The organism is Frigoribacterium sp. AP1 (assembly GCF_056680555.1).
The window spans coordinates 226,250-253,177 of the sequence record NZ_CM155288.1 but is presented as its reverse complement, the minus strand read 5'-3'; the positions used below and the strand labels follow the sequence as shown (position 1 = coordinate 253,177).

The window sequence follows — 26,928 nt, the reverse complement described above, 5'->3', positions numbered from 1 at the left end:
GTGCCTCATTTCACCCAGACCCCCTACACCGTCCCGGTGTTCGACCTCGTGCACCGTCCGGGCGAGATGCGCGAGCACGAACTCGACGTCGTCGTGCCCGAGAAGCTCGGCGAGGGCCAGATCTCGGTGCCGAAGGGTGCCGAGCTGGCGATCGACGTCAAGCTCGAGGGGCTGCACGACGGCATCCTGGTGTCCGCGCACGTCTCGGGCACGGCGGTCGGTGAGTGCAGCCGATGCCTCCGTGACATCTCCGAGCCCGTCGAAGTCGATTTCGCCGAGCTTTTCGCGTACGATGTCGACGAAGCTTTTGACTATCAGGTTCAAGACGATCACGTGGATCTTGAACCTGTGGTCAGAGACGCAGTGGTTCTGTCACTGCCCTTCCAGCCGGTCTGTCGGCCGGATTGTCCGGGCCTCGACCCCGAAACGGGCGAGCGCGTGGACGACATCCCCGACTACCAGCCCCGCGAGATCGCCGACCCCCGCTGGTCGGCCCTGGCAGGGTTCCAGGCTGAATCGGCACCCGCCGACGGCACGTCACAGGGCACCGGTCACGACGACCGGCGCCCGGCCGACGAGCAGCACTGAACACCACCGCGTCACCCACCATCGTCAGACCCAGGCACCCGTGAGGGTGCCGACAGAGAGAAGAGAAACCCATGGCCGTCCCGAAGCGCAAGCAGTCACGCTCCAACACGCACGCTCGTCGTTCGCAGTGGAAGGCCACGCCGGTCCAGCTCGTCAAGACGATCGAGAACGGCAAGGTCACCTACAGCCTCCCGCACCGTGCCAAGGTCGTCGAGGACAGCGCCGGCACCGCCCTGTACATGGAGTACAAGGGCCGCAAGGTCGCCGACGTCTGATCACCGACGTGAACCCGTCCACCCTCGCGGTGAGCGCATGAGTCAGCCCGAGTCGAGCCCTGGTGCCGACCGGGCTGTTCTCTTGTCCCGGCTGCAGATCGAGCTCAGCGACGCCCTGATCGACCAGGCGCTCACGCACCGGTCGTACTCGTACGAGCACAACGGCGTCGGCAACAACGAGCGCCTCGAGTTCCTCGGTGACTCCATCCTGGGCCAGGCCGTCACGGTCATGCTCTTCACCGAGAACCCCGACCTCGACGAGGGTGACCTCGCCAAGCGTCGGGCCAGTCTCGTCAGCACCGTCGCCCTGGCCGAGGTCGCCCGCATCATCGGTCTCGGCCCGCACCTGCGCCTCGGTCGGGGCGAAGAGTTGACCGGTGGTCGCGACAAGCACTCGATCCTCGCCGACACCGTCGAGGCCATCATCGGTGCGACCTACCTCGAGGCCGGGGGCGAGGCCGCCACGGCGCTCGTGCTGCGTCTCGTCGCGCCGCTGCTCGTCGACCCCGATCGCTTCGGTGCCGCGATGGACCCCAAGACCAGCCTGCAAGAACTGGCCGCGACGCTGGGGCGCGGCATGCCCTCGTACTCGGTGACCGACAGCGGCCCCGATCACGACAAGCGCTTCCACGCCGTGGTCGCCCTGGGTGACGAGCAGGGCGTCGCCGAGGGGTCGGGTAGCAGCAAGAAGCAGGCCGAGATGGCCGCCGCGCTCGGGGCCTGGACGTCGCTCAACGCGTCGGCCGCCGGGGTGGCCGCCGCCCGTCGGGCCGCCGCCTCCGCCGACTGACCGTGCCCGAACTGCCCGAGGTCGAGGTCGTCCGGGCCGGTCTGCACCCCGTGGTGGCCGGTGCCGTGGTGACGGCGGTCGACGTCCTCGACCAGCGGTCGCTCAAGCGACACCGCGGTCCGAGCGACGACTTCGCCGACCGGCTGGTCGGTGGCACCATCGACTCGGCCGTCCGCCGGGGCAAGTTCCTCTGGTTCCCCTTCGAGCCGGCCGAGCCGCACGAGCAGCCCCTTGCCCTCGTGGCTCACCTCGGCATGAGCGGTCAGGTGCTGCTCCGCAGCCGGGACGCCGAGCCCGACCGCCTGATGCGCATCCGGCTCGAGGTCGAGAGCCCCTCGCTCGGTCCCGTTCGACTCGCCTTCGTCGACCAGCGCATCTTCGGCTCGATGGCCCTCGACGAGACCGTGCCCACGCCGGACGGGCGGGCGGCGGGGTTCGCCGGCCCGCGCCTCCTGGGGTCCGCTGTCGAGGCCGCTGTCGAGGCTTCCGACGACGCCGGCACGGACGCCTCGACGATCACCGCCGCCGGGACCGACGCCGATCCGGCCGCGTGGGTGCGCCGGGTCCCGCAGCAGGTCTCGCACATCGCTCGCGACCCGCTCGACCCGGCCTTCGACGAGTCGCGGGTGATCACCCGACTGCTGGCTCGACGCACCGGTGTGAAGCGTGCGCTCCTCGACCAGGGTCTGCTGAGCGGGGTGGGCAACATCTACGCCGACGAGAGCCTCTGGGCCGCGCGGGTGCACCCCGAACAGCCCACCGAGTCGCTGTCGAGGGCGCGTGCCCGCGTGCTGCTGGCCGAGGTGCGTGTCGTGCTGCTCAAGGCGCTCGGCGAGGGCGGGACGAGCTTCGACGCCCAGTACGTCAACGTCAACGGCCAGTCCGGCTACTTCAGCCACAGCCTCGCCGCGTACGGGCAGCAGGGGCGCCCCTGCCCCCGGTGCGGCACCCCCGTCGTGCGCGAGGCCTTCATGAACCGCTCGAGCCACTTCTGCCCCCGCTGCCAGCGGGTGCGCACGCGCTGATCCCTGCCTCGTCCGGCGCCGCCCGCCTCCCCGGACGGCGGGGCCTCCACCCGTATCCTTGAGAACGGGTCACGACCGGCCGTCGGCGCACCTGTCCGCCCCGTCCACCACCCGTCACGAGCCCCGAGGAGGCGCGGCGCATGTACCTGAAGAGCCTCACGCTCAAGGGCTTCAAGTCGTTCGCCTCGGCGACCACGTTCGCCTTCGAGCCGGGGGTCACCTGCGTCGTCGGCCCGAACGGTTCGGGCAAGAGCAACGTCGTCGACGCCCTCGCCTGGGTGATGGGAGAGCAGGGGGCGAAGAACCTCCGCGGCGGCAAGATGGAGGACGTCATCTTCGCCGGCACCTCCACCCGCGGCCCGCTCGGTCGGGCGCAGGTCGTCTTGACGATCGACAACTCCGACGGGGCCCTGCCGATCGACTACACCGAGGTGACGATCAGCCGCACCCTCTTCCGCAACGGCGGCAGCGAGTACGCCATCAACGGCGAGGGCTGCCGGCTGCTCGACGTGCAAGAGCTGCTCAGCGACTCCGGCCTCGGCCGCGAGATGCACGTCATCGTGGGGCAGGGGCAGCTCGACGCCGTGCTGCGTGCCACCCCGGAGGACCGCCGGGGCTTCGTCGAGGAGGCCGCCGGCATCCTCAAGCACCGTCGTCGCAAGGAGAAGACCCTCCGCAAGCTCGAGGCCATGCAGACGAACCTCACGCGGCTCAGCGACCTCGCGGGCGAGCTCCGCCGTCAACTCAAACCGCTCGGGCGCCAGGCCGAGATCGCCCGCGAGGCGCAGACCATCGCCGCGGTCGTCCGGGACGCCCGCGCCCGTCTCTTGGCGGACGAGGTCGTCGGCCTGCGCGAGTCGCTCACGGCCAGGTCGAGCACCGAGGCCGAGCGCAAGAGCGAGCGCATCGTGCTGCAGGACCGCCTCGACGAGAACAAGCAGCGTGAGCACCGCCTCGAGCAGGCCATGATCGGCGACGCCGTCGACGACGCCCGCCGGGTGGTCTTCGGGCTCGAGTCGGTCCACGAGCGCCTGCGCAGCCTGTCGAGCCTCGCGCAGCAGCGTCTCCAGCTGCTCGCCCAGCAGGCGGACCAGCCCGCCGTGGCGACCACCGTCAGCGCGGGCATGGTCGCCGACGCCCGCGACGAGGCCGAGCGTCTGCGCGGCGACGTCTCGCAGGCCGAGGCGGCGGTGGGGGCCGCCGGGGCCGAGCTGGCCACCGTCCGCGCGTCCCTCGACGCCCTCGACGTCGAGATCCAGGCGCAGAGCGTCCTCGTCTCGCAGCACGACCTCGAGGCGACCCGCCTGCGTGGCGCCCTCGAGACGGCGCGGTCGGGGCTCGCCGCCGTCCGGGGCGAGCAGCTGCGTCAGCGTGCCGCGCTCGAGGCCGCCGAGGCGCGTCGTGACGCCGGGCGGGCCGAGTACGCCGAGCTCGAGCATCGGTCACCGCGTGCCGACGCCGACGGGGTCGATCACGCCGCCGTCCAGGCCGAGGCCGAAGAGCGACTGACGGCTCTCACGGCGAGCGTCGACGAGCTGCGCGACCGCCTGCACGCGGCCGAACGCGAGCGGGACGCCCTCGCGGCCCGCCGGAGCGCCCTGTCTCTCGCCCTCGACCAGAACGACGCCACGGCCGCTCTCGTGGCCGCGGGCCGACCGGGCATCCGTGGCCTCGTGACCGAGCACGTGCAGGTGCGTCCCGGCTACGAGGCCGCCGTCGCCGCGGCGCTCGGCAGCGTGGTCGACTCGGTGCTGGCCGACGACGTCGAGGCCGCGGTCGACGCCGTCGCGCACGCCACCGAGGCCGAGCTCGGCCGGGTCGAGGTCGTCGTGGCCGAGCCCGTGCGGCCCCTGTCGACGCTCGACGTCGACCTCCCGACCGGAGCCGTCGCCGCCACGGCCGTCGTCACCGCGCCTCCCGGGGTGCTCGGACTGCTGGCCGCCACCGTCGTGGCCGACGACCTCGTGGTCGCGCGCACGGCCTGGCAGGCCCTCGCCGGCCACCCGGTCCCCGTGACCGTCATCACGCGGGCGGGCGAGGTGTTGACCGACTACGTGCTGCGCGGCGGGTCGGGCGCCGAGCGGTCGCGCCTCGAGCTCGTCGCCGAGCGTGACGCGGCCGCCGACCGGCTCACCGGCGCGGCCACCGAGATCGAACGTCTCGCCCCCGAACTCGCCGAGCTGCGGGAGCGGCTCACCACGACGCGCACCCGCGCGAAAGAGGCAGCGGCAGCCGCCCGGGACGAGGAGGCGCGGGTCACCTCCCACGGGCAGCAACTCGGTCGCCTGCGTGCCCGGGTCGAGGCCGCCGAGGCCGAGGTCGACCGTCTCTCGGACGCCCTCGACGCGTCGGTCGAGGCCGTCGACGCCGCGAGCCGCACCGTCGACGCCGCGTCGGCCGCCCACGACCAGCACGCCGCCCGCCCGCGTCCGCTGCTCGACGCGTCGGCGCGCGACGGCCTGCTGGCCGAGGTCGAGGCCGCGCGGGCCGTCGAGACCGAGCGCCGCATCGCCCTCGAGACGGTGCGCGAACGGGTCCGGGCCGAGATCGCCCGTGCCGAGGCCCTGCAACGCCAGCTCGACGAGCAACGGGCGGCCGCCGAGCTGCAGGCGCGTCAGACGGTGGTGCGGCAGCGCCAGATGGCCGCCACGTCGTCGGTGCTCGAGGCCTTGCCGCCGACCCTGGACGCGGTCGCCCGGTCGGTGGCCGAGGCGCGCGCGGTGCTGGCCGAGGCCGAGGCGGCCCGGGCCGAGCAGAACACCGAGTTGCAGGCGCTGCGCCGGGCCGAGCGCGAGCTGCGCGACCGGCTCGCCACCGTGACCGAGAGCGTGCACGGCCTCGAGATGGAGATCTACGAGCAGAAGTTGCACCTGTCCGGGCTGCTCGAACGAGCCGGCTCCGAGCTCGGCCTCGTCGAGGACGTCCTCGTGGCCGAGTACGGACCGCACGTGCCCGTGCCGAGCGACGACGAGGTCGTGGCCCGACCGTCCGTCGACGACGAGGTCGACCTGGTCGACGTCGACGCCGCGGGCGAGGACGACGCCGCGGACGAGGGCGACGCCGCGGACGAGGGCGACGCCGCGGGCGAGGGCGACGCCGCGGGCGAGGACGACGCCGCGCCTCCTCGGGGCGTGCCCTTCGACCGGGCGGCCCAGCAGCGCCGGCTCGCCGCGGCCGAGAAGAAGCTCGCCCGGCTCGGGCGGGTCAACCCGCTGGCCCTCGAGGAGTTCGCGGCGCTCGAGCAGCGCCACGTCTTCCTGACCGAGCAGCTGACCGACCTGACCGGCACCCGCAAGGACCTCTTGACGATCATCGACGAGATCGACGACAAGATGCAGACCATCTTCGCGAGCGCGTTCGCCGACACCCAGGCCGCCTTCGACGAGGTCTTCCCGATCCTCTTCCCCGGAGGCAGCGGCTCGCTGCACCTGACCGACCCCGACGACCTGTTGGCGACCGGTATCGAGGTGACGGTGAAACCGGCCGGCAAGAAGATCGAGCGGCTGTCGCTGCTGTCGGGTGGCGAGCGGTCGCTGGCCGCCGTGGCGCTGCTGATCGCGATCTTCAAGGCCCGGCCGAGCCCGTTCTACATCATGGACGAGGTCGAGGCGGCCCTCGACGACGCCAACCTCGGCCGGTTGCTGACCATCTTCGAAGACCTCCGCGAGTCGAGCCAGCTCATCGTCATCACGCATCAGAAGCGCACGATGGAGATCGCCGACGCCCTCTACGGCGTCTCGATGCGTCAGGACGGCGTCAGCGCCGTCGTCGGACAACGCGTCGTCGCCGAGCGGGGCACCGCCGCCCCCGCCCGCTGACCACCGTTCGCCCTCGCCGCCCTCGCCGTCCTCGTCAGCGCGGAACCGCCTCAGCCCGTCCCCGCCCGCCCCTGCCCGCTCCTGGTGTGCAATTCGCGACCAGGAGGCCTCCAGCCGATTGCTCAGGAGGAACTGAGCGGCGCGTCGCGCACGAGTTGTCGGGTTCGGCACGCCGCGAGCCCTCAGTGGGGTCGGGTTCGGCACGCCGTGAGCCTCGGAGTCGGTCTGCCCGGGTCAGGTCGGGCCCTGACCCGACCCGACCCGACCCGACGAGAGACGCAGGAGGCGCGACCTGCGTGGCCGCGCCTCCTGCGTTCTCGTCGTGCCCCGTGGAGCACCGGGGTGTCAGTCGATCGGCGTGTCGACGACCCCGCCGTTGATGCTCAGCACGTGCCAGGCGGTGCCGTCCCACTCGACCGTGTTCGCCGCCGCGTTCTCGATGTGCGGGACCTCTCGGCCGAGGATCTCGGCGAGGGTGAAGCGGATGATCGTGCCGTGGCAGACGACGACGATGTGGGCGTCGTCACCGTCGAGCGGCAGTCGCGTGTCGCGGATCATCTCGAGCGCGCCGATGCCCCGGGCGGCGACCGACTCGCGCGGCTCGATGTCGGGGTAGTCGGCGTTCGGCTGGTCGGGGATCGGCGACTCCGGGGTCCGCCCTTCGTGCGAGGCGTAGTCGCGCTCGATCAGCTCGTCGTAGGCGTCACCGAGCTCGATGCCGAGCTCGCCGGCGATGATCTCGGCGGTCTCGCGGGCACGGCCGAGCGGCGACGACACGATGGCGCTCCATTCGACGCCGGCCAGCAGACGTGCCGCCTCGAGGGCCTGGCCGCGGCCGGTGTCGTTCAGTGGGATGTCGGACGAGCCCTGCAGCTTGTCGGCGAGGTTCCAGTCGGTCTGACCGTGGCGGATGAGTTCGAGGCGCATCGGGGCGTTCCGTTTCGTGGTGCGGCCGCGGCGGTGCCGCGGGGGAGTGACGACGGGCGGCCCCGGACGGGGCCGCCCGTCGGGGGATCAGTGGTCGTCGTCGGTGCTCGCCGTGACGCCGGCCTTCGCGCCGGCGTCCCGTCGGGTCTTCGCGAGGCTGGCGACCGTCGCCACGGCGATGGTCAGCACGATGAAGCCGAGGGAGAACCAGATGGGGATCTCGGGGATCCAGGTGATCGGCTCGCCGCCGTTGATGAACGGCACCTCGTTGACGTGCAGGGCGTGGAACAGCAGCTTGACGCCGATGAAGGCGAGGATGACCGCCAGCCCCTGGGCCAGGTAGACGAGGCGCTCGAGCAGACCCGAGATCAGGAAGTACAGCTGACGCAGGCCGAGCAGCGAGAACGCGTTCGCCGTGAAGACGATGTACGCCTCTTGCGTGAGGCCGAAGATGGCGGGGATCGAGTCGAGCGCGAACAGGACGTCGGTCAGGCCGATCGCCACCATGACGAGGAAGAGCGGGGTGAAGAGGCGTTTGCCGTTCACCTTGGTGGTGAGCTTCTGGCCGTCGTAGTCGTTCGACGTCGGGATGACGCGGCGCAGGGCGCGGATGAGCTTGCTGTCCGCCTCGTCCTTCTCGTCGTCCCCGTGGCCGCCCTTGACCTGGCTGTAGGCGAGCCAGAAGAGCAGGATGCCGAAGAGGTAGAAGACCCACGAGAAGTTCTCGATGATGACGACGCCGGCCGCGATGAACAGACCGCGCGAGAGCAGGGCGATCGCGATGCCGACGAGCAGCACCTTCTGCTGGTAGATGCGGGGCACCGCGAAGCTCGTCATGATGATCAGGAAGACGAACAGGTTGTCGACCGAGAGGGCCTTCTCGGTGATGTAGCCGGCGAAGTACTCGCCACCGAAGGTCCAGTTCGAGAAGACGCCGACGCCGACGCCGAACAGGACCGCGATGCCGATGTAGACGCCCGACCAGATGGCCGACTCGCGGATGGTCGGCTCGTGCGGCGTGCGGACGTGACTGAAGAAGTCGAAGAACAGCAGGCCGATGATGCCGGCGATGGTGATCGCCCAGGTGAAGAAGTGGACGTCCATGTGTGTACCTCCAGTACGCAGCGGGTACCGAAGGTCTCCTCCACTCGCGTCGCGTCCTGATCAGGACGACTGCGAACCGGTGCACCGGGTCGAGATCGGTCTCTTCCGTATTGACGACGCCACCGCGTGGGAGTACTCCCCTTCAACCTGACGAGCTTACAGCCTCTGCACGTCCGCGGTCTCGCCCGGGGCCGAATATGCTGGCCCGCATGGCTTCTCCCTGGTCCCTCTCCGGTGCCCTCCGTGGCATGTTCGCCAAGAAGACGATCGACGAGACCACGTGGGACGACCTCGAGGCCGCCCTGATCGGCGCCGACTTCGGCCCCGACGTGACCGAGCAGATCATCGACGACCTGCAGGCGAAGGTGCAGCGTTACTCGACCACCGACCCCGCCGACCTCAAGCGCATGCTGCGCGAGACGCTCGAAGAACGGCTCTCGAAGCTCGACTCGACCCTCAAGCTCAGCGCCCGACCCGCCGTGGTGCTGATGGTCGGCGTCAACGGCGTCGGCAAGACGACGACCATCGGCAAGTTCGCCAAGTTCCTGCGCAACTACGACCGCTCGGTCGTCGTGGGAGCGGCCGACACCTTCCGTGCGGCCGCCGTCGAGCAGGTCGCGACCTGGGCCGAGCGTGCCGGCGCCCGCATCGTCCGCCCCCAGCAGCAGGGCCAGGACCCCGCGTCGGTGGCGTTCCAGACGGTCGAGCTCGCCATGCGCGAGGGCATCGAGATCGTCCTCATCGACACGGCGGGGCGCCTGCAGACGAAGTCGGGCCTGATGGACGAGCTCGGCAAGATCAAGCGCGTGGTCGAGAAGCAGACCGAGATCGCCGAGGTGCTGCTCGTGCTCGACGCGACGACCGGCCAGAACGGCCTGGCCCAGGCGCAGGCCTTCATCGAGCACGCCGGGGTGACCGGCCTCGTCCTGACGAAGCTCGACGGCTCGGCCCGAGGCGGTTTCGTCCTCGCGGTGCAAGAGCAGACCGGCATCCCGATCAAGCTCGTCGGTCAGGGCGAGGGCATCGGCGACCTCACCGGCTTCACCCCCCACGTGTTCGTCCAGAACCTGATCGCCTAGCTGCCGCCGCCCGGAACGCAGGAGGCGCGGGTCCCGTGACCCGCGCCTCCTGCGTCCACCCCACCGCGGGTCACACGGCCTGGCGTCCGGCCCCCGCCTCGAGCAGGTGCCGCAGCGCCTCGGGCACGATCCCGCCGCGTGCCTCGGTCGCCCGCGCCCACAGCCGGCCCGCCCGGTACGACGACCGCACGAGCGGCCCGGCGAGCACGCCGCTGAAGCCCATGTCCTCCGCGATCTCGCGGAAGTCGACGAACTCGTCCGGGTGCACCCACCGGGCGACCGGCAGGTGCCGGGGGCTGGGGCGCAGGTACTGGGTCAGCGTGACGATGTCGGTGTGCGCCTCCCGGAGGCGTTCGAGGGCGTCGATCACCTCACCCCGTTCTTCACCCATGCCGAGGATGAGGTTCGACTTCGTGACGAGCCCGGCGTCGTGCCCCTGCGTGATGACGTCGAGGGACCGCTCGAAGGTGAACGCGGGGCGGATGCGCTTGAAGATGCGAGGCACCGTCTCGACGTTGTGCGCGAAGACCTCGGGCCGGGCGTCGAAGACCTGCCCGAGCAGGTCGGGGCGACCGGTGAAGTCGGGCACGAGGATCTCGACGCCCGTGCCCGGGTTCAGCTCGTGGATGCGCCGGATGGTCTCGGCGTAGAGCCACGCGCCTCCGTCGTCGAGGTCGTCGCGCGCGACGCCCGTGACGGTCGCGTAGTGCAGCCCCATCTCGCGCACCGACTCGGCGACCGAGAGCGGCTCGCGGCGGTCGAGCGGGCTCGGCCTGCCGGTGTCGATCTGACAGAAGTCGCAGCGGCGCGTGCACTGCGAGCCGCCGATCAGGAACGTGGCCTCGCGGTCCTCCCAGCACTCGAAGATGTTCGGGCAGCCGGCTTCCTGGCAGACGGTGTGCAGCTTCTTGTCGACCACGAGCTCGGTCAGGGCGCGGTACTCGGGCCCCTGCCTCGCGGTCGTCTTGATCCAGGCCGGCTTCTTCTCGATCGGGGTCTCGGCGTTGCGGGCCTCGACGCGCAGCAGGCGTCGGCCCTCGGGGGCGGTCGTCGTCATCGGTGGGCTCCCACGGGGTCGGGTCGGGCAGGCAGGCGGCGGGCGGTCTCGAGGCTGGTCAGGTAGGCGGTCAGGGTCGCCTCGAGGGCGTCCGCGACGTCGGTGACGGCCACGCGCCTCCCGGAGGCGCGGGTCAGGCTGGTCACGCCGGCGTCGGTGATGCCGCAGGGCACGATCTGGGCGTAGGGGGACAGGTCGGCGTCGCAATTGACGGCGACGCCGTGCATCGTCACGCCCTCGGCGACCCGCACGCCGACCGCCGCGACCTTCTCGTCACCGAAGGGCCCCCGCACCCAGGCGCCGCTGCGCCCCGCCACCCGCACCGCCGGCACGCCGACGCCCGAGCACGCGTCGATCAGGCACGCCTCGAGCGCCCGGACGTGCGCGACGACGTCGAGCGGCTCGGGCAGGCGCCCGATCGGGTACGCCACGAGCTGGCCGGGGCCGTGCCAGGTGATGCGTCCGCCGCGGTCGACCGGGACGACGGGGGAGCCGTCGCGGGGCAGGTCGCTCGGCTGCGTCCGCGTCCCCGCCGTGTAGACGGACGGGTGCTGGCAGAGGACGAGGGCCGAGTCGAGCCGCCCCGCCACCACGTCGGCGTGCAGCTGTCGCTGCAGGCGCAGCCCCTCGCGGTAGTCGAGCGGCGGACCCGTCAGGCCGACACGTCGCGTCGTGGTCATGCCCTGAGGGTAACCACATTGATGCACCGAGTACAACAAAAGCGGGCCCAGGAGGCGCGGCCACGCAGCGCGGGACGCCGACGGTCGGTTAAGATGGGCGCACCATGGCCACTTTTGGAACCCTCTCCGACCGCCTCGCGGAAACGTTCAAGAACCTCCGCAACAAGGGCAAGCTGAGCCCCGCCGACGTCGACGGCACCGTGCGCGAGATCCGTCGCGCCCTGCTCGACGCCGACGTCGCGTTCGACGTCGTCAAGGCGTTCACGAACACGGTGCGCGACCGCGCCCTCGGCGACGAGGTCAGCAAGGCCCTGAACCCGGCGCAACAGGTCGTCCAGATCGTCAACGAAGAACTGGTGCAGATCCTCGGTGGTCAGCAGCGTCGGCTCGAGTTCGCCAAGAACCCGCCGACCGTCATCATGCTCGCGGGCCTCCAGGGTGCCGGCAAGACGACCCTCGCGGGCAAGCTGGCCAAGTGGCTCGCGAAGGACGGCCACACGCCCATGCTCGTGGCGGCCGACCTCCAGCGTCCCAACGCGGTGACGCAGCTGCAGGTCGTCGGTGAGCAGGCCGGTGCCCACGTCTTCGCACCCGAGCCCGGCAACGGCGTCGGCGACCCCGTCAAGGTCGCCAAGCAAGCCATCAAGTACGCCCGCGACAAGCAGTACGACACCGTCATCGTCGACACGGCCGGTCGTCTCGGCGTCGACGCCGAGCTCATGAAGCAGGCCGCGAACATCCGCAAGGCCGTCGATCCCGACGAGGTGCTCTTCGTCATCGACGCGATGATCGGTCAGGATGCGGTCGCCACAGCCAAGGCCTTCCAGGACGGCGTGGACTTCACCGGCGTCGTGCTCTCGAAGCTCGACGGCGACGCCCGCGGTGGTGCCGCCCTCAGCGTCGCGTCGGTCACCGGCCGCCCCATCATGTTCGCGTCGACGGGTGAGTCGCTCGACGACTTCGAGCCGTTCCACCCCGACCGCATGGCGAGCCGCATCCTCGACCTCGGTGACATCCTCTCGCTCATCGAGCAGGCCCAGCAGGCCTTCGACGAAGAAGAGGCGATGGCGGTCGCTCAGAAGATCGCGACCGACTCCTTCACGCTCGACGACTTCCTCACGCAGATGCAGCAGCTTCGCAAGATGGGCTCGATCAAGGGCATGCTCGGCATGCTGCCGGGCGCCAAGGGCATGCGTGAGCAGCTCGAGAACTTCGACGAGCGCGAGATCGTCCGCACCGAGGCGATCATCCAGTCGATGACCCGGCAAGAGCGCGCGATGCCCAAGCTGCTCAACGGCTCGCGTCGACTGCGCATCGCCCGAGGCTCGGGCATGACCGTAACCGACGTCAACCAGCTCGTCCAGCGCTTCGAGCAGGCCTCGAAGATGATGAAGACCGTCGCCAAGGGCGGCGTGCCCCAGGTCCCCGGCATGGGCCCGATCCCCGGGGCCTCGTACGCCGGCAAGAAGGCGCAGCCCAAGAAGAAGGGCTCCAAGGCCGGCAACCCGGCGAAGCGTGCCGCCCAGAACGCCGCCCTCGCCACCGGTGCCAAGCCGGCTTCCTCGGCTCCCGGCGGTTCGGGCTTCGGGCTCGGCGGCGGTGGGGCCACGGCCGGCGGCACGGCACCCTCGCCCGAAGAGCTCGCGTCGCTGCAGAAGATGCTCGGCCGCGGCTGACCCGACCCGCGCCTCCTGAAGGCCCACGACGCCCGTCCCGCCAGACGCGGGGCGGGCGTCGTCGTCCGTGCGTGACGCCGGACGCGACGGCTCACTCGGCCGCGGACAACCCCTCGTCGAACTCGCGGACCAGCGAGGCCACGACGGGCCGGAGATCTCCGCCGTGGGCGGCGGCGACGGCGAGTTGGCGCTGGTAGCTGGCCCCGCGGTCGGTGATCGTGGCGAGCGAGTGCAGTTCGTCGAGGCACCCGAGGCGTTCGGCCGCCGGCTCGAGCGTCGTCACGAGTTCGCGGAGGTCGTCCGTCACCAGTCGTTCGTCACCGGCCGCGTTCTGGATGACGATGGCGTCCATGCCGTACCGGGCGGCACGCCACTTGTTCTCGCGCACGAACCACGGCTGCATGCTCGGCAGGTCCTCGCCGCGGTCGAGCCGCTCGGACATGTCGTCGACGAGGCACTGCACCAGCGCCGTCACGGCGGCGAGCTCGTCGGTCGTCGCGATGCCGTCGAACACGCGGGTCTCGAGCGTGCCCCACTTCGGCGAGGGGCGGAGGTCCCAGCGCAGTTCGCTGTGGTCGTCGATCACGCCGGTGTGCGTCATGTCGGCCACCATGGCCTCGTACTCGAACCAGGTCGCGAACTGGGGCGGCAGGCCCGCCGTCGGCAACTGCTGGAACATCAGGGCGCGGTTCGAGGCGTATCCCGTCTCCTCCCCGACCCAGAACGGGCTGGACGCCGTGAGGGCCTGGAAGTGCGGCAGGTAGGTGAGCATGCCGTTGAGGATCGGCAGGGCCTTGTCACGGTCGTCGATGCCGACGTGCACGTGGACGCCCCAGATCATCATCTGGCGACCCCACCAGCGCGTGCGGTCGATCAGGGTCGCGTAGCGCTCCTTGCCGGGGGTCACCTCCTGGTCGACGTAGCGGCTGTAGGGGTGCGTCCCGGCGCACATCAGGTCGGCGCCGAGCACCGAGGCGGGGCCGCGGACCTGGTCGATCGTGCCCGTGAGGTCGTCGACGGCGTCGGCCACCCGGCGGTGGACTCCGGTGACGACCTCGACCGTGTTCGTGAGCAGTTCGGTCGTCAACCGCTCGGGACCGCCGTCGTTGACGTGGGCGAGATCGGCGAGGATCGCCGGGGCGTGCGGCGCCAGCTCTCCCGACTCGTGGTCGACGAGGGCGAGCTCCCACTCGACGCCGAGGGTCGACCGCTCTGAGGTCGTGAAATCGATGCGCATCCGCGTGGCCTTCCCGTGGGCGTCAGGGCGGGTCCATCCTGCCAGCCGAGGGCACGAGGGGGCCGTCCGCCGGGCTGGCCGGCGCCGCCCGTGTCCTCCGCTGACGCCGAGGAGGCGCGGTGCCGGACACGACGCGACGCAATTCGTGCAGATCGCCTTTCGTCTGCAACAATGGGAGGTCGAGTCTTCTGTCGTCCGACCCTCTAATCAGGCGACGTTCGACTCCCATCAGAGCTTTCGAGCCGAGTGTGCCCCCACGCTCACGGCTGGCAACTCGCCCACATCACATCACACAGGAGAATTGTGGCTGTCAAGATCCGTCTCAAGCGCATGGGCAAGATCCGCGCCCCCTACTACCGCATCGTCGTCGCCGACTCGCGCACCAAGCGCGACGGTCGCGTCATCGAAGAGATCGGCAAGTACCACCCGACCGAAGAGCCCTCGTTCATCGAGGTCGAGTCCGAGCGTGCGCAGTACTGGCTCGGCGTCGGCGCACAGCCGACCGAGCAGGTCGCCGCGCTGCTGAAGCTCACGGGTGACTGGGGCAAGTTCAAGGGCGACGCCGACGCCGTCAGCACCGTCAAGACCAAGACCCCGAAAGAGGCCTTCGTCGCCGACGAGAAGAAGAAGCCGGTCCTCGTGCCCAAGACCGAGAAGCCCGCGGTCAAGGCCGAGGCGCCCGCCGAGTCCAGCGACGACACCGAGACCACCGAGGCGTAGTCAGTGCTCGCACCTGCACTCGAACACCTCGTCCGGGGGATCGTCGATCACCCGGACGAGGTGCAGGTCGTGGAGAAGAACTCCCCGCGAGGTGACGTCCTCGAGGTGCACGTCCACGCGGACGACCTCGGTCGCGTGATCGGCCGCGCCGGCCGCACCGCCAAGGCCCTCCGCACCCTGATCACGGCGCTGGCCGACGGCAAGCGTGTCCGGGTCGACGTCGTCGACGGCGATCTCTAGAACCGTGCCGTCCGACCGCAAGACCGAACTCCGGGTGGGGCGACTCACCAAGGCCCACGGCCTCAAGGGCGCCCTGAAGCTCGAACTCTTCACCGACACCCCCGAGCAGCGCTTCGTGCCGGGTGCCGTGTTCCGCCTGCAGGTGCCCGCCGACAGTGCCTGGCACGACAAGACCCTCACCCTCACCGAGTTGCGCTGGTACAACAGCCACCCGGTGGGCTTCTTCGAGGGCGTCGACGACCGCACCGCCGCCGAGTCCCTCGTCAAGGCGATCCTCTGGGTCGACCAAGACACCGACGAGCTGCCGCACGAGGACGACGCCTGGTACGACCACCAGCTGGTCGGCCTCCGCGTCGAACGCGACGGCGTCGTCGTCGGCACCGTGGCCCGGGTCGACCACCTGCCGGCCCAAGACCTCCTCGCGGTCGACACCGCGTCGGGCGAGGTCCTCGTCCCGTTCGTCTCGGCCCTCGTGCCGAAGGTCGACGTCGAGGCCGGTGTGGTCGTCGTGACCCCGCCGCAGGGGCTCTTCGAAGAGCTGGCCGACGACACGGACGACGAGCCGACATCCGACGGTGGGTCCATTCCCGACGCCGAGCCGACTTCCGACGCCGAGTCCGCTCCCGACGACGAGCGCTGACGCGTGCGCATCGACATCGTGTCGATCTTCCCCGAGTTCTTCGGGGTGCTCGACATCTCGTTGCTCGGCAAGGCCAGGCAGCAGAAGCTGCTCGACGTCGAGGTGCACGACCTGCGTGACTTCACGCACGACCGGCACCGCACCGTCGACGACACGCCCTACGGCGGGGGAGCCGGCATGGTCATGCGCCCCGAGCCCTGGGGCGAGGCACTCGACCACGTCTTCGGCGAGACGTCCACGCCGGACGACACGATCATGATCGTCCCGTCGCCGGCCGGCACGCCGTTCACCCAGGCCACGGCTCGTGAGCTCGCGTTCGCGCCCCACCTGGTCTTCACCTGCGGCCGTTACGAGGGCATCGACCAGCGCGTCGTCGAGCACGCCGCCACCCGGGCGACGGTGCGTGAGATCAGCCTCGGCGACTACGTGCTGAACGGCGGCGAGGTCGCCGTCACCGCCATGATCGAGGCCATCGGGCGTCTCGTCCCGGGTGTCGTGGGCAACCCCGAGAGCCTCACCGAAGAGAGCCACGAAGACGGCCTGCTCGAGTACCCGAGCTACACCAAGCCGGCTTCCTGGCGGGGTCTCGACGTGCCTCCCGTGCTGCTCAGCGGCAACCACGCGGCCATCGCGACCTGGCGTCGTGAGCAGCAGCTCGAACGCACCCGCCGGGTGCGGCCCGACCTGCTCGACTGACGCGGTCCGCGGGCTGAGGCCCGCGCCTTGGGGCCCAGGCCCCCGGCGCCTCCGGGTCAGCCGCGTGCGGTGAGCACGAGCGGTCCGTCCTCGGTGACGGCGACGGTGTGCTCGACGTGCGCCGCCCTCGAGCCGTCGACGCTGCGCAGGGTCCAGCCGTCGGCGTCGGTGACGATCTCGTCGGTGCCCCGCATCAGCCACGGCTCGATCGCGACCACGAGCCCGGGCCGCACCGGCCAGCCCCTGCCCGCGCGTCCGTCGTTCGGCACGTGGGGATCGCCGTGCATCGTCCGTCCGACCCCGTGGCCGCCGAACTGCAGGTTGACCCCGTAGCCCGCACCACGGGCGACCTGGCCGATCGCCGCCGAGACGTCGCCGAGCTTGGCGCCCGGCCTCAGGGCGGCGATGCCGGCGTCGAGTGCGACCTCGCACGTCTCGATCAGGCGGAGGTCCTCCGACGTCGCCTGCTCGCCGACGACGAACGACACGGCCGAGTCGGCGACCCAGCCGTCCACCGACGCGGCGAAGTCGAGGCTGAGCAGGTCTCCGTCGCGCAGGCGGTAGCGGTGCGGCAGGCCGTGCAGGGCCGCGTCGTTCACCGACGTGCAGATCACCTTGCCGAACGGACTCGCGCCGAACGACGGGTGGTAGTCGACGTAGCAACTCTCGGCACCCGCCTCGCGGATCATGCGGTGCGCGAGCGCGTCGATCTCGAGCAGGTCGACCCCCGGTCGTGCGGCAGCTCTGGTCGCCTCGAGCACGCGGGCGACGAAGGCTCCGGCGGGCCGCATGCGCTCGATCTCGTCGGGGGTGCGCAGTTCGATCATGCAGCCATTCTTCACGATCGTTTCGTAGCCTCGACCGCATGACGATGCGCCGGGTGTTCTACCGCCTCCTCTGGGTGGCCGTGTTCGTGCTGCCTCTCTGGGTGCTGCTGGGCCGGGCGTTCTTCGGCGTCCCGTTGGGACTGCAGTTCGTGGGTCAGCTGCTGCTCGTGCCCCTGCTCTTCGTGGGGCAGGCGGTGGCCACCGGTGTGGTGGTGGGCCGCCGCAGCGTCCGGCAGGCGAAGGCCGTGTCGTGGGCCGACGTCGGTCTGCTCACGCTGTCGTGGCTCGGGCAGCTCGGTCTCGGGTTCTTCATCGTCGACAGCTCCGCCGAGTCCGAGTCCGCGTCGGCCTTCACGCAGGTCGCCGGCGGGGTCTCGTCCCTCGACCTCTCGACCGCCCTGTTCGCGCTCTGCGCCGTCGTGACGATCGCGGCGGGCGTGGGCCTGTTCGCCGCGGCGCTGTGGCAGTTCGTGACGGAGGCGCGGGCCCGCATGGCCGTGTCGCTCGCCGACCTCGAGAGGGTCGCGTCGGGCACCGGGGTCGCCGCGGGGCGTCGGCCCGGTTACGGCGACGACGGCCCGGTCATCACCATCACGCCGCGAGGCTGACACGGGTGCCCGTGCTGTGGCACAATTGACGCTTGTGCCTGCGCACGACTCTGCCACAGGGGAGTCTGCCGATCCAGAGCACACCTTCTTCATCATGACGGGCGCGTGACGCGCCCCAGACACGCAGTCGACCTGTGGCGGTTGCAGAGAGCGAACGACAATGCACATCCTCGACGCGGTTGACTCCGCCAACCTCCGTACGGACGTCCCCGACTTCCGTGCCGGCGACACCGTCAAGGTGCACGTCAACATCATCGAAGGCACGCGCTCGCGCGTCCAGGTCTTCCAGGGTGTCGTCATCGGCAAGCAGAACGAGGGCATCCGCGAGACCTTCACGGTCCGCAAGGTGAGCTTCCAGGTCGGCGTCGAGCGCACCTTCCCGGTGCACTCCCCGGTCATCGACCACATCGAGGTCGTCAGCCGTGGTGCCGTCCGTCGCGCCAAGCTCTACTACCTGCGCGAACTGCGCGGCAAGAAGGCCAAGATCAAGGAGAAGCGCGACAACTAGTCACGCCTCTCAGCGACATCCTCCGAGCTCCCCGCCGTCTAAGATGGCGGGGAGCTCGGGTGGTTAAATGACGAATGACACAGTGAGGCGCGCCCTGCGTCCTCGACGCGACGACGGCAAGAAGCGCGGCATCGGCACGTTCGTGCGCGACGTCCTCGTCATCTTCCTGGCGGCCCTCCTCATCTCGTTCCTCATCAAGACGTTCCTGATCCGGTCGTTCTACATCCCCTCGGGGTCGATGGAACAGACGCTCCAGATCAACGACCGCATCATCGTCAACGAGCTCGTGCCCGACCTCGTCGACGTCAAGCGGGGCGACGTGGTCGTGTTCACCGATCCGGGTGGGTGGCTCGACGGCACCGCGCCGATCAGCACCACCACGGGCAATCCCGTGTCCGACGGCATCTCGTGGTTCCTCACGTTGGTGGGGCTCGGTGCGCAAGACAGCAACGACCACCTGATCAAGCGGGTCATCGGTCTGCCGGGCGACACGGTCGAGTGCTGCAACGACTTCGGCCAGATGTCGGTCAACGGCGTCCCCCTCGACGAGCCCTACGTGAACCTGCCGCCGGGCGAGACCCGCGTCTCGGCCGACGACTTCTCGGTCACGGTCCCCGCCGATTCGCTGTGGGTCATGGGCGACAACCGTTACAACTCGAAGGACAGCCGGTACAACGGCGCCACGCCGAGCAAGGGGTTCGTCCCGATGAGCGACGTCGTCGGGCGCGCCTTCGTCATCAGCTGGCCCACCGATCGCTGGACGTGGCTCGGCGACTACCCCGACGTCTTCCGCGGCACCGAACGAGAGGGCGAATGAGCCCCGTCGTCGACCCCACGCTCGACTTCGAGCGCGAGCTGCACGCCACCGGGGCGACCTGGGTGATCGGCTGCGACGAGGTCGGTCGGGGCGCCATCGCCGGGCCGGTCGCCGTCGGGCTCGGGGCGGTCCACGTCGAGTGCCTCGACGTCCCCGAGGGTCTGCGCGACTCGAAGCTCCTGTCCGAGAAGCGCCGAGAGGCGCTCTACCCGCTGGCGACGTCCTGGGTGTCGCACCACGCGGTGGGCTTCGCCGAGGCGCGCGAGGTCGATCAGCTGGGCATCGTCGTGGCGCTCGGTCTGGCGGGCAAGCGCGCCCTGACCGCGCTGCACCACGCCGGCGTCGGCATCATGCAGTCCGTCGTGGTGCTCGACGGCAACCACGACTACCTGTCGCCTCAGCTCACCACCCCGCCCCGCATCACGACCCGGGTCAAGGCCGACCGCGACTGTGCGTCGGTGGCCGCGGCATCGGTCATCGCCAAGGTCGAGCGCGACCGGCTGATGATCGAGGCCGATGGCGTCCACCCGGGCTACGGCTGGGCCGGCAACAAGGGCTACGGCTCGTCGGCGCACTACGGTGCCCTGTCCGAATTGGGGCCGTCGCCGTTGCACCGCCTCACCTGGCTGCACTGACCTCGAGCGCCCACGCCGGCGGCAGCGGGATGGCGGCGACCGCTACGCCGAGGGCCGCGTAAGCTCGACTCCGATGGACGAGGACGATTTCGAAGACTACGACCGCGAGGTCGAGCTCGCGCTGTACCGCGAGTACCGCGACGTGGTGTCGCAGTTCCGCTACGTGGTCGAGACCGAGCGGCGCTTCTACCTGGCCAACGAGGTCGACCTCGTCCGGCGCGACACCGAACACGATTTCTACTTCGAACTGTCGATGACCGACGTCTGGGTGTGGGACGTCTACCGTTCCGACCGGTTCGTCAAGTCGGTCCGGGTGCTCACCTTCAAAGACGTGAACGTCGAAGAGCTCACCACCCGCGACCTCGAGCTGCCGAAAGAACTCGCGCTCGACGAGTAGTCCCGGCCGCGACGCGACCCGTTGCAGCGGGATGCGATCCGTCTGACACGGCTCGTCCCCAGCCGTTGCCGGATCGGTGGCGTCCCCAGGCGACCTCTCGCCCGCCCTCCGTGGGGCAGGCCTCCGCCAGCCTGCTGGCAGGAGGTCAGACATGGCGAAGAAGGACGAATTGGGACGGCGCGGCGAAGACGTCGCGGCCGAGTACGTCGAGGCGCAGGGAATGCGGGTCGTCGAGCGCAACTGGCGGTGTCGCGAGGGCGAGATCGACGTGGTCGCCCTGGACGGCGACGAACTCGTCGTCGTCGAGGTCAAGACGCGATCGGGCACCGGCTACGGGCACGCGCTCGAGGCCGTGACGCCGGCCAAGTTGGCGCGCCTGCGACGGCTGGCGGGGGCCTGGTGCCAGGCGCATCCCTCCACGTCGCCCCGGGGGTTGCGCATCGACGTCGTGGGCATCACGGTCGAGCGGTGCGCAGGGCACGAGCGCATCGACCACGTCCGCGGGGCCGGAGCATGAGTGTGGCGCGGACGAGGGCGGTCGCGCTGCTGGGGGTCGACGGGGCCCTGGTCGAGATCGAGGCCGACATGGGTGCCGGGCTGCCGGCGTTCGTCACCATCGGTCTGCCCGACACCTCGCTGGGGGAGGCCCGCGACCGGGTGCGGTCGGCCGCGACGAACTCCGGGTGTGCCTTGCCGGCGCGCAAGCTGACCGTCAACCTGTCACCGGCCTCGCTGCCCAAACAGGGGTCCTCCTTCGACCTCGGCATCGCCATCGCAGCCCTGGCCGCAGCCGAAGTCGTTCCCGCCGAGTCCGTCGAGCGCGTCGTCCACCTGGGCGAGCTCGGTCTCGACGGCCGGCTCCGCCCCGTCGACGGCGTCCTGCCCGCCGTGCTGGGCGCGCGTCGGGCCGGGGCGACCACCGTCATGGTGCCGACCGACAACGCCGACGAGGCGGCTCTCGTGCCCGGCATCCGCGTGGTGGCCGTGCCGAGCCTCCGCGAGGCCGCGATCTGGCACGGAGCGGGTCTCGAACCCGAACCGGTCGAGGCCATCACGAGATCGCGCTCCGAACCGGCGGTGCCTGCCGAACTCGACCTCGCGGACGTCATCGGCAACGTCGACGCCGTCGAGGCGCTCGTCGTCGCCGCGGCCGGCGGCCACCACCTCCTCATGGTGGGCCCTCCCGGTGCCGGCAAGAGCATGCTGGCGGCCCGCCTGCCGGGTCTGTTGCCCGACCTCGACGCCGACTCGGCCCTCGAGGTGGCGTCGATCCGCTCGTTGGCCGGGGTGGCCGTCACGGGCGATCTCGACCAGCGGCCGCCGTTCGAGGCACCGCACCACACCTGCAGCGCGGCGGCCCTGGTCGGCGGCGGCAGCGGGGTCATCCGGCCCGGCGCCGCGTCGAGGGCGACCCGCGGAGTGCTGTTCCTCGACGAGGCGCCCGAGTTCCAGCAGACGGTCCTCGACTGCCTCCGCCAGCCCCTCGAATCGGGCGAGACCGTGGTCCACCGGTCGCGGTCGGTGGCCCGCTTCCCGGCGAGGTTCCAACTCGTCGCGGCGGCCAACCCGTGTCCCTGCGGGCAGTACGGTTCCCGCGACTCCGACTGCAGCTGTTCCCCGCACCAGCGGCGTCGGTACCTCGGCAAGCTCTCCGGGCCGCTCGTCGACCGCATCGACCTGCAGTTGCGGGTGGCCCGCATCAGCTCGTCGCAGTTCCGCGCCTCGGCCGACGTCGTCCCGACGACGACGCGTCAGGCCCGCGAGCGTGTCGACCGGGCACGCGACCGTGCCGCCCGTCGGCTCGACGGCACGCCCTGGCGGTTGTCCGGCGAGGTCCCGGGTACGTGGCTGCGTGACCCGGTGAACCGCCTGGCCGTGGCCGACTCGCAGCCCGTCGACCGGGCTCTCGAGACCGGTGCCCTGACGATGAGGGGCTACGACCGCGTGCTGCGCGTCGCCTGGACCCTCGCCGACCTCGACGACGAACCCGCCCCCGTCCGCCGTCACGTCGTGCGGGCCCTGAGCATGCGGCAGTCGCTGTGAGCGACCTGCTCCGGGCGACCCCCGGCGAGCTGGCCGATCTCGTGCGGCCCGTCCTGCCGAGGCCCGACGATCTCAGCGAGGCGCAGGCCGTCCGGGCCTTCGCCTCAGGCGCCTGGACGGGCGTGGTCGAACCGGGGGACGCGGTGGGTGGGGTCGTCAGGTCGATGTTGGGCCCGACCGTGGGGCTCCGCGTCGTGCTCGAGGCGGCGGTCGGTCATGACGAACCCCGCCCGGGTCTCCTCGCGGGGGCCCTGGTCGAGGCCGGGGCGACCCTCGACGACGTCGAGCGGCTCGACCTCGTCCGGGCGCTGAAGAGATGGCGGCCACGACTCGAGACCGGCGTGATCCTCCGGTCGTTCCACACGGCGACAGCGGTGGGGGCGCAGCTGCTCGTGCCGGGCTCCCCGCTCTGGCCCTCGGTCCTCGACGAGCTCGGCGATCACGCGCCCGTGGCCCTCTGGGCGCGAGGTCCGGCGGCCGTCCCGGCACCGGCGTCGAGCATCGCGATCGTCGGCTCGCGGGCGGCGACGGCCTACGGCGAGCAGGTGTCGGCCGAGCTCGCCGACGGCGTGGCCGACCGAGGCCTCGCGATCGTCTCGGGTGCCGCCTACGGCATCGACGGGGCCGCCCACCGGGCGGCCCTGGCCGCGTCGGCGACGACGATGGCGGTCATGGCCGGGGGAGTCGACCACCTCTACCCGGCCGGGCACGACGGCCTGCTGCGACGCATCCTCGAGACGGGTCTGCTGATCTCCGAGGCTCCGTGCGGTGGCAAACCCTCGCGGTGGCGGTTCCTGCAACGCAACAGGCTCATCGCGGCCCTGACGGCCGCGACCGTCGTCGTCGAGGCCGGCGGGCGCTCGGGGTCGCTGAACACGGCCGCCCACGCCCAGTCGCTCGGTCGTCCGGTCGGCGCCGTGCCCGGCCCGGTGACCTCGACCTCGTCCGTGGGCTGCCACGCCCTGATCCGATCCGGTCTGGCCGAGTGCGTGACGAGTGCCGACGAGGTCGTCGCACTCGCCGGGGTGTCGACCGACCTCGTGGTGGCCTCGTACCAGGGGCGGCGTCTCGACCCCGAGACGATGAGGGTGCTCGACGCGCTCAGCACGACGGCGACCCGAGAGACCGACGAACTGGCGGTCGCGAGCGGTCTGTCGCTCGAGACGGTCCGCGACGTGCTCGCCGAACTCGACCTCTCGGGTGCGGCCCGACGGCACGGGTCGGGGTGGCGGCGGGTGAGGGGGCGCCGCGATGGCTAGCCTGGCGGCATGCACGAGCCGGGGTCGAGACGCGAGGGGCGGACCCTGCCGTGACGCGCCTCCTGGGCGAGGTCGAACGCTTCGCGGACCACCTGCACGACGGCCGGGGGCTCAGCGACCACACGGTGCGGTCGTACGGGGCCGACCTCGACTCGCTCGTCGTCTTCGCCGAGAACCGGTTCGGTCGCCCGGGCGAGGTGGGCGACCTCGACCTCGACCTGCTGCGCGACTGGCTCTGGCAGGGCACGCAGGCCGGCCTCGCCCGGGCCACCCTCGCGAGGCGGTCGGCGAGCGTCCGGGCCTTCACCCGGTGGCTCGACGAGACCGACCGGACGCCGGTCGACGTCGGTGTCCGGTTGCGCGCACCGAAGCCCGAGAGTCGTCTGCCCCGCGTCCTCACCCGTGAGCAGGTCGACGGTCTGCTGGCCTCCCTCGCCGTCCGTGCCGACACGGGTGACCCCGGTGCGCGTCGGGACCTCGCTGTCGTCGAACTGCTCTACGGGGCTGGTCTGCGCGTGTCCGAGCTCGTCGGGGCCGACCTCGGTGACGTCGACCTCGAGCGACTGACCGTGCGGGTGACCGGCAAGGGGGCGAAGCAGCGCGTCGTGCCGTTCGGGGTGCCGGCGGCCGCGGCTCTGGGACGATACCTCGAACTCGCGCGCCCGACGCTCGTCACCCCGGCCACGGACGCCGCGTTCTTCGTGGGGTCGACCGGGGGCCGGCTCGGCACGAGAGCCGTCTACCGGCTGGTCGCCGGGCTGCTCGCCGACCTTCCGGGCGGGGGACCGGCTGGGCCGCACGCCCTGCGGCACACGGCGGCCACCCACCTGCTCGACGGGGGCGCCGACCTCCGAGCGGTCCAGGAGCTGCTCGGCCACGCGAGCCTCGGCACCACGCAGATCTACACGCACGTCTCGACCGACCGGCTGCGGGACAGCTACCGGTCGGCGCACCCGCGCGCCTGACGACGCCCGCGCGCCTGGCGACGTCAGCACACCCGACTGCGCTGAGCACAGGACTCCGCGACGCCTGGTGCACCCGAGGGCCCCACGGACGCCCGCCTGGTTCGGTGCGACCCGGCGACCGTTCAGCGGGGCCGCGTCGGCAGCAACACCGACGGCTCGATCCCACCCAGGAACACCAGGGGCGAGACGTACTCGCCGTCGATGCGCGCCCCCAGGTGCAGGCACGGCCGGTCGGGGCAGTGCCCTGGCTCGAGCACACCGACGGTCTGCCCCCGCGTGACGACGTCGCCCTTCGCGAGGTCGGCCACCACCGGCTCGAAGCTGCTCAGCACTCCGCCCGAGTGGGCGATCGACAGCACCGGCCGATCCACCACGACCCCGGCGAAGTGCACCACCCCGTCGTCCGGGGCGGTCACGACCGAGCCCTCGGTCGTTCCGACGTCGATGCCGCGGTGCCCCGGCGACCACGGGTTCGGCGGCCCGACGAAGGGGCGGACCACCGGGTGGGGTGAGGCGACGGGCCAGGCCCACACCGCGCCTCCTACGTTCTCCGCCGGAGGCGACGCGACCGCCGGGGCGGACGCGAGCGTCCCGGCCGCGACGACCGCCAGGATCGTCGTCGAGGCGGAGGCGAGGCGGCGGATCGTTCGTGGAGGGATCGGACGCATACCGGCACCGTGCCGGTCGCGCAAGCTTTCTCGGCGAGGCGTAAGGTTCACCCGTGCATGAACACCCCGTGCACACCGTTTGTGGGGGAGTCGTGGCCACGAGCCCTGCTCCTCGAGCCGTGAAGGAGTACAGGTGTCGAACACCACTGCAACGACGAAGAGCTTGAACAGGCGGGTGACCGCGCTCGCCGTGGCGGCGGCCATCGGCGGGTTCCTGTTCGGCTTCGACTCGTCCGTCATCAACGGTGCCGTCCAGTCGATCACCGACGAGTTCGGCCTCACCGAGTTCGCCTCGGGCTTCGCGGTTGCCTCGGCCCTGATCGGTTGCGCCATCGGTGCCTACGTCGCCGGCCGTCTCGCCGACAAGATGGGCCGCATCAAGGTCATGCTGATCGGTGCCGGCCTGTTCCTCATCAGCTCGATCGGTGCCGCCGCGGCCTTCGCCGTCTGGGATCTCGTCCTCTGGCGCGTCATCGGCGGACTCGGCATCGGCATCGCGTCTGTCATCGCCCCCGCGTACATCAGCGAGGTGTCGCCCAAGGCCATCCGCGGTCGTCTGGCGTCGTTCCAGCAGCTCGCCATCACGCTCGGCATCTTCGCCGCCCTCCTGTCGGACCAGCTCTTCGCGGTCACGGCGGGCGGCGCTTCCGAGCCGTCGCTCTTCGGCCTCGCCGCCTGGCGCTGGATGTTCCTGGTGGGCATCGTGCCGTCGGTCGTCTACGGGATCCTCGCCTGGCGTCTGCCCGAGTCGCCGCGGTACCTCGCCGGTGACGGGCGTGAGGCCGAGGCCAAGAAGGTCCTGCAGTCGATCGTCCCCGCCGAGACGGTCGAGACGAGCCTGAAAGAGATCACCGACTCGATCCGCACCGAGGCCGAACTCGAGAAGAAGTCGTCGATCCGGGGCACCCGCTTCGGTCTTCAGCCCATCGTCTGGGTCGGCATCATCCTCGCCGTGCTGCAGCAGTTCGTCGGCATCAACGTGATCTTCTACTACTCGACCACCCTCTGGCAGGCCGTCGGCTTCCAGGAAGAGGACTCGTTCCTCATCTCGACCATCACCGCCGTCGTCAACGTCGCGGTGACCTTCATCGCGATCGGGCTCGTCGACAAGGTCGGTCGCCGGCCGATGCTGCTGACCGGCTCGATCGGCATGTTCGTGAGCCTCGCCGTCACCGCCCTGGCGTTCAGCCAGGCGACCACCTCGGCGAGCGGCGACCCCTCGCTGCCCGGCGCCTGGGGCCCGGTGGCGCTCGTCGCCGCGAACCTCTTCGTCGTGTCGTTCGGGGCCACGTGGGGCCCGCTCATGTGGGTGCTGCTCGGCGAGATGTTCCCGAACAGCATCCGCGCCACCGCCCTCGGCGTGGGCAGCATGGCCAACTGGATCGCCAACTTCATCGTGACGGTGTCGTTCCCGACCCTGGCCGCCCTCAGCCTCACGCTGTCGTACGGCATCTTCGCGTTCTTCGCGCTCGTGTCGTTCTTCTTCGTCCTGGCGAAGATCCCCGAGACGAAGGGCCGCTCGCTCGAAGAGATGGGCACCTCGGCCGTCCAGGCCGACGCGGGGCGGTCCGCGAAGGCCTGAGCCTGGCAGAATCGATGCACGTCCCGTCCAGATCCTGGGCGGGACGTTCGCATTCTGAGAGGACTTC

Annotated in this window: 28 protein-coding genes; 21 read left to right on the top strand and 7 right to left on the bottom strand. The window is 71.0% G+C overall.

The window, feature by feature from the left end; all coding sequences use genetic code 11:
• Nucleotides 1-66 precede the first annotated feature (66 nt).
• The 5 genes from AC1MBW_RS01185 (at nt 67) to smc (ending at nt 6,496) form a co-directional block, all read left to right on the top strand.
• On the top strand, nt 67-588 hold the full coding sequence (locus AC1MBW_RS01185) for a YceD family protein (RefSeq protein ID WP_082383265.1): 522 nt from the start codon (nt 67-69) through the stop codon (nt 586-588).
• 71 nt (nt 589-659) lie between these two features.
• Complete coding sequence (gene rpmF / locus AC1MBW_RS01180; protein WP_043593937.1) at nt 660-863, top strand: 50S ribosomal protein L32; 204 nt, start codon at nt 660-662, stop codon at nt 861-863.
• Nucleotides 864-900: 37 nt separating this feature from the next.
• Nucleotides 901-1,653, top strand: coding sequence for a ribonuclease III (gene rnc, locus AC1MBW_RS01175; protein WP_480025191.1), 753 nt, complete (start codon nt 901-903; stop codon nt 1,651-1,653).
• A gap of 2 nt (nt 1,654-1,655) precedes the next feature.
• Nucleotides 1,656-2,678 (top strand): Fpg/Nei family DNA glycosylase, encoded by a 1,023-nt coding sequence (locus AC1MBW_RS01170; protein ID WP_480025190.1) that lies wholly within the window; start codon nt 1,656-1,658, stop codon nt 2,676-2,678.
• 140 nt (nt 2,679-2,818) lie between these two features.
• Nucleotides 2,819-6,496, top strand: coding sequence for a chromosome segregation protein SMC (gene smc / locus AC1MBW_RS01165; RefSeq protein WP_480025189.1), 3,678 nt, complete (start codon nt 2,819-2,821; stop codon nt 6,494-6,496).
• A gap of 345 nt (nt 6,497-6,841) precedes the next feature.
• Here smc and AC1MBW_RS01160 read toward each other — a convergent pair whose 3' ends face one another.
• Together AC1MBW_RS01160 and AC1MBW_RS01155 are read right to left on the bottom strand one after the other, a co-directional pair.
• Nucleotides 6,842-7,423 carry a histidine phosphatase family protein gene (locus AC1MBW_RS01160; protein WP_480025188.1) on the bottom strand — a complete coding sequence of 194 codons (582 nt, stop codon included), beginning with the start codon at nt 7,421-7,423 and terminating at the stop codon, nt 6,842-6,844.
• Between the two features lie 87 nt (nt 7,424-7,510).
• On the bottom strand, nt 7,511-8,527 hold the full coding sequence (locus tag AC1MBW_RS01155) for a TerC family protein (RefSeq protein WP_480025187.1): 1,017 nt from the start codon (nt 8,525-8,527) through the stop codon (nt 7,511-7,513).
• A gap of 197 nt (nt 8,528-8,724) precedes the next feature.
• On the opposite strand from AC1MBW_RS01155, the gene ftsY reads away from it, so the two are divergent.
• On the top strand, nt 8,725-9,606 hold the full coding sequence (gene ftsY, locus AC1MBW_RS01150; RefSeq protein WP_369813588.1) for a signal recognition particle-docking protein FtsY: 882 nt from the start codon (nt 8,725-8,727) through the stop codon (nt 9,604-9,606).
• Nucleotides 9,607-9,676: 70 nt separating this feature from the next.
• On the opposite strand, the gene lipA is transcribed toward ftsY, so the two are convergent.
• On the bottom strand, nt 9,677-10,663 hold the full coding sequence (lipA, locus tag AC1MBW_RS01145; RefSeq protein WP_054145623.1) for a lipoyl synthase: 987 nt from the start codon (nt 10,661-10,663) through the stop codon (nt 9,677-9,679).
• Nucleotides 10,660-11,343, bottom strand: coding sequence for a lipoyl(octanoyl) transferase LipB (lipB, locus tag AC1MBW_RS01140; protein ID WP_480025186.1), 684 nt, complete (start codon nt 11,341-11,343; stop codon nt 10,660-10,662). The genes lipA and lipB overlap by 4 nt, the downstream gene beginning before the upstream one ends.
• Before the next feature lie 104 nt (nt 11,344-11,447).
• Between lipB and ffh the strand changes: the two genes are divergently transcribed.
• On the top strand, nt 11,448-13,019 hold the full coding sequence (gene ffh, locus AC1MBW_RS01135; protein WP_480025185.1) for a signal recognition particle protein: 1,572 nt from the start codon (nt 11,448-11,450) through the stop codon (nt 13,017-13,019).
• A 91-nt stretch (nt 13,020-13,110) separates the two neighbouring features.
• On the opposite strand, the gene AC1MBW_RS01130 is transcribed toward ffh, so the two are convergent.
• Complete coding sequence (locus tag AC1MBW_RS01130; RefSeq protein ID WP_480025184.1) at nt 13,111-14,256, bottom strand: glutamate--cysteine ligase; 1,146 nt, start codon at nt 14,254-14,256, stop codon at nt 13,111-13,113.
• 303 nt (nt 14,257-14,559) lie between these two features.
• Here AC1MBW_RS01130 and rpsP point away from each other — a divergent pair, with 303 nt between their 5' ends.
• Genes rpsP through trmD form a run of 4 tightly spaced genes read left to right on the top strand, consistent with a single transcriptional unit; the run spans nt 14,560 to nt 16,552 of the window.
• Nucleotides 14,560-14,976 carry a 30S ribosomal protein S16 gene (gene rpsP, locus AC1MBW_RS01125; protein ID WP_480025183.1) on the top strand — a complete coding sequence of 139 codons (417 nt, stop codon included), beginning with the start codon at nt 14,560-14,562 and terminating at the stop codon, nt 14,974-14,976.
• A 3-nt stretch (nt 14,977-14,979) separates the two neighbouring features.
• On the top strand, nt 14,980-15,216 hold the full coding sequence (locus AC1MBW_RS01120) for an RNA-binding protein (RefSeq protein WP_043596309.1): 237 nt from the start codon (nt 14,980-14,982) through the stop codon (nt 15,214-15,216).
• A gap of 4 nt (nt 15,217-15,220) precedes the next feature.
• Nucleotides 15,221-15,856 (top strand): ribosome maturation factor RimM, encoded by a 636-nt coding sequence (gene rimM, locus AC1MBW_RS01115; RefSeq protein WP_480025182.1) that lies wholly within the window; start codon nt 15,221-15,223, stop codon nt 15,854-15,856.
• A gap of 3 nt (nt 15,857-15,859) precedes the next feature.
• Nucleotides 15,860-16,552 (top strand): tRNA (guanosine(37)-N1)-methyltransferase TrmD, encoded by a 693-nt coding sequence (gene trmD, locus AC1MBW_RS01110; protein ID WP_054145618.1) that lies wholly within the window; start codon nt 15,860-15,862, stop codon nt 16,550-16,552.
• Between the two features lie 56 nt (nt 16,553-16,608).
• Here the strand turns inward: trmD and map are convergent, their stop codons facing one another.
• Nucleotides 16,609-17,379 carry a type I methionyl aminopeptidase gene (map, locus tag AC1MBW_RS01105; protein WP_054145617.1) on the bottom strand — a complete coding sequence of 257 codons (771 nt, stop codon included), beginning with the start codon at nt 17,377-17,379 and terminating at the stop codon, nt 16,609-16,611.
• 38 nt (nt 17,380-17,417) lie between these two features.
• Here map and AC1MBW_RS01100 point away from each other — a divergent pair, with 38 nt between their 5' ends.
• The 9 genes from AC1MBW_RS01100 to AC1MBW_RS01060 all read left to right on the top strand — a co-directional run bounded on the left by AC1MBW_RS01100 (nt 17,418) and on the right by AC1MBW_RS01060 (nt 24,611).
• Entirely contained in the window at nt 17,418-17,987 is a 570-nt protein-coding gene (locus AC1MBW_RS01100) for a hypothetical protein (protein ID WP_480025181.1), read from the top strand.
• Between the two features lie 160 nt (nt 17,988-18,147).
• Nucleotides 18,148-18,495 (top strand): 50S ribosomal protein L19, encoded by a 348-nt coding sequence (rplS, locus tag AC1MBW_RS01095; RefSeq protein WP_054145615.1) that lies wholly within the window; start codon nt 18,148-18,150, stop codon nt 18,493-18,495.
• Between the two features lie 67 nt (nt 18,496-18,562).
• The gene (lepB, locus tag AC1MBW_RS01090) at nt 18,563-19,312 is read left to right on the top strand and encodes a signal peptidase I (protein ID WP_480025180.1); all 750 of its coding nucleotides are present in this window, start codon (nt 18,563-18,565) and stop codon (nt 19,310-19,312) included.
• Entirely contained in the window at nt 19,309-19,947 is a 639-nt protein-coding gene (locus AC1MBW_RS01085; RefSeq protein ID WP_480025179.1) for a ribonuclease HII, read from the top strand. The genes lepB and AC1MBW_RS01085 overlap by 4 nt, the downstream gene beginning before the upstream one ends.
• A gap of 73 nt (nt 19,948-20,020) precedes the next feature.
• Nucleotides 20,021-20,344: a DUF2469 domain-containing protein gene (locus tag AC1MBW_RS01080; RefSeq protein ID WP_043596320.1), complete on the top strand. Its 324-nt coding sequence runs from the start codon at nt 20,021-20,023 to the stop codon at nt 20,342-20,344.
• A gap of 151 nt (nt 20,345-20,495) precedes the next feature.
• Nucleotides 20,496-20,861, top strand: a complete 366-nt coding sequence (locus tag AC1MBW_RS01075; protein WP_480025178.1) for a YraN family protein — start codon at nt 20,496-20,498, stop codon at nt 20,859-20,861.
• Entirely contained in the window at nt 20,858-22,387 is a 1,530-nt protein-coding gene (locus AC1MBW_RS01070; protein ID WP_480025177.1) for a YifB family Mg chelatase-like AAA ATPase, read from the top strand. The genes AC1MBW_RS01075 and AC1MBW_RS01070 overlap by 4 nt, the downstream gene beginning before the upstream one ends.
• Nucleotides 22,384-23,646 (top strand): DNA-processing protein DprA, encoded by a 1,263-nt coding sequence (gene dprA / locus AC1MBW_RS01065; protein WP_480025176.1) that lies wholly within the window; start codon nt 22,384-22,386, stop codon nt 23,644-23,646. The genes AC1MBW_RS01070 and dprA overlap by 4 nt, the downstream gene beginning before the upstream one ends.
• A 50-nt stretch (nt 23,647-23,696) precedes the next feature.
• A complete protein-coding gene (locus AC1MBW_RS01060; protein WP_480025175.1) occupies nt 23,697-24,611 on the top strand; it encodes a tyrosine recombinase XerC in 915 nt (304 codons plus the stop codon).
• A 122-nt stretch (nt 24,612-24,733) separates the two neighbouring features.
• On the opposite strand, the gene AC1MBW_RS01055 is transcribed toward AC1MBW_RS01060, so the two are convergent.
• The gene (locus AC1MBW_RS01055; protein WP_054145608.1) at nt 24,734-25,279 is read right to left on the bottom strand and encodes a murein hydrolase activator EnvC family protein; all 546 of its coding nucleotides are present in this window, start codon (nt 25,277-25,279) and stop codon (nt 24,734-24,736) included.
• 133 nt (nt 25,280-25,412) lie between these two features.
• Here AC1MBW_RS01055 and AC1MBW_RS01050 point away from each other — a divergent pair, with 133 nt between their 5' ends.
• Nucleotides 25,413-26,861: a sugar porter family MFS transporter gene (locus AC1MBW_RS01050; protein WP_480025174.1), complete on the top strand. Its 1,449-nt coding sequence runs from the start codon at nt 25,413-25,415 to the stop codon at nt 26,859-26,861.
• The last annotated feature ends 67 nt before the right edge of the window (nt 26,862-26,928 follow it).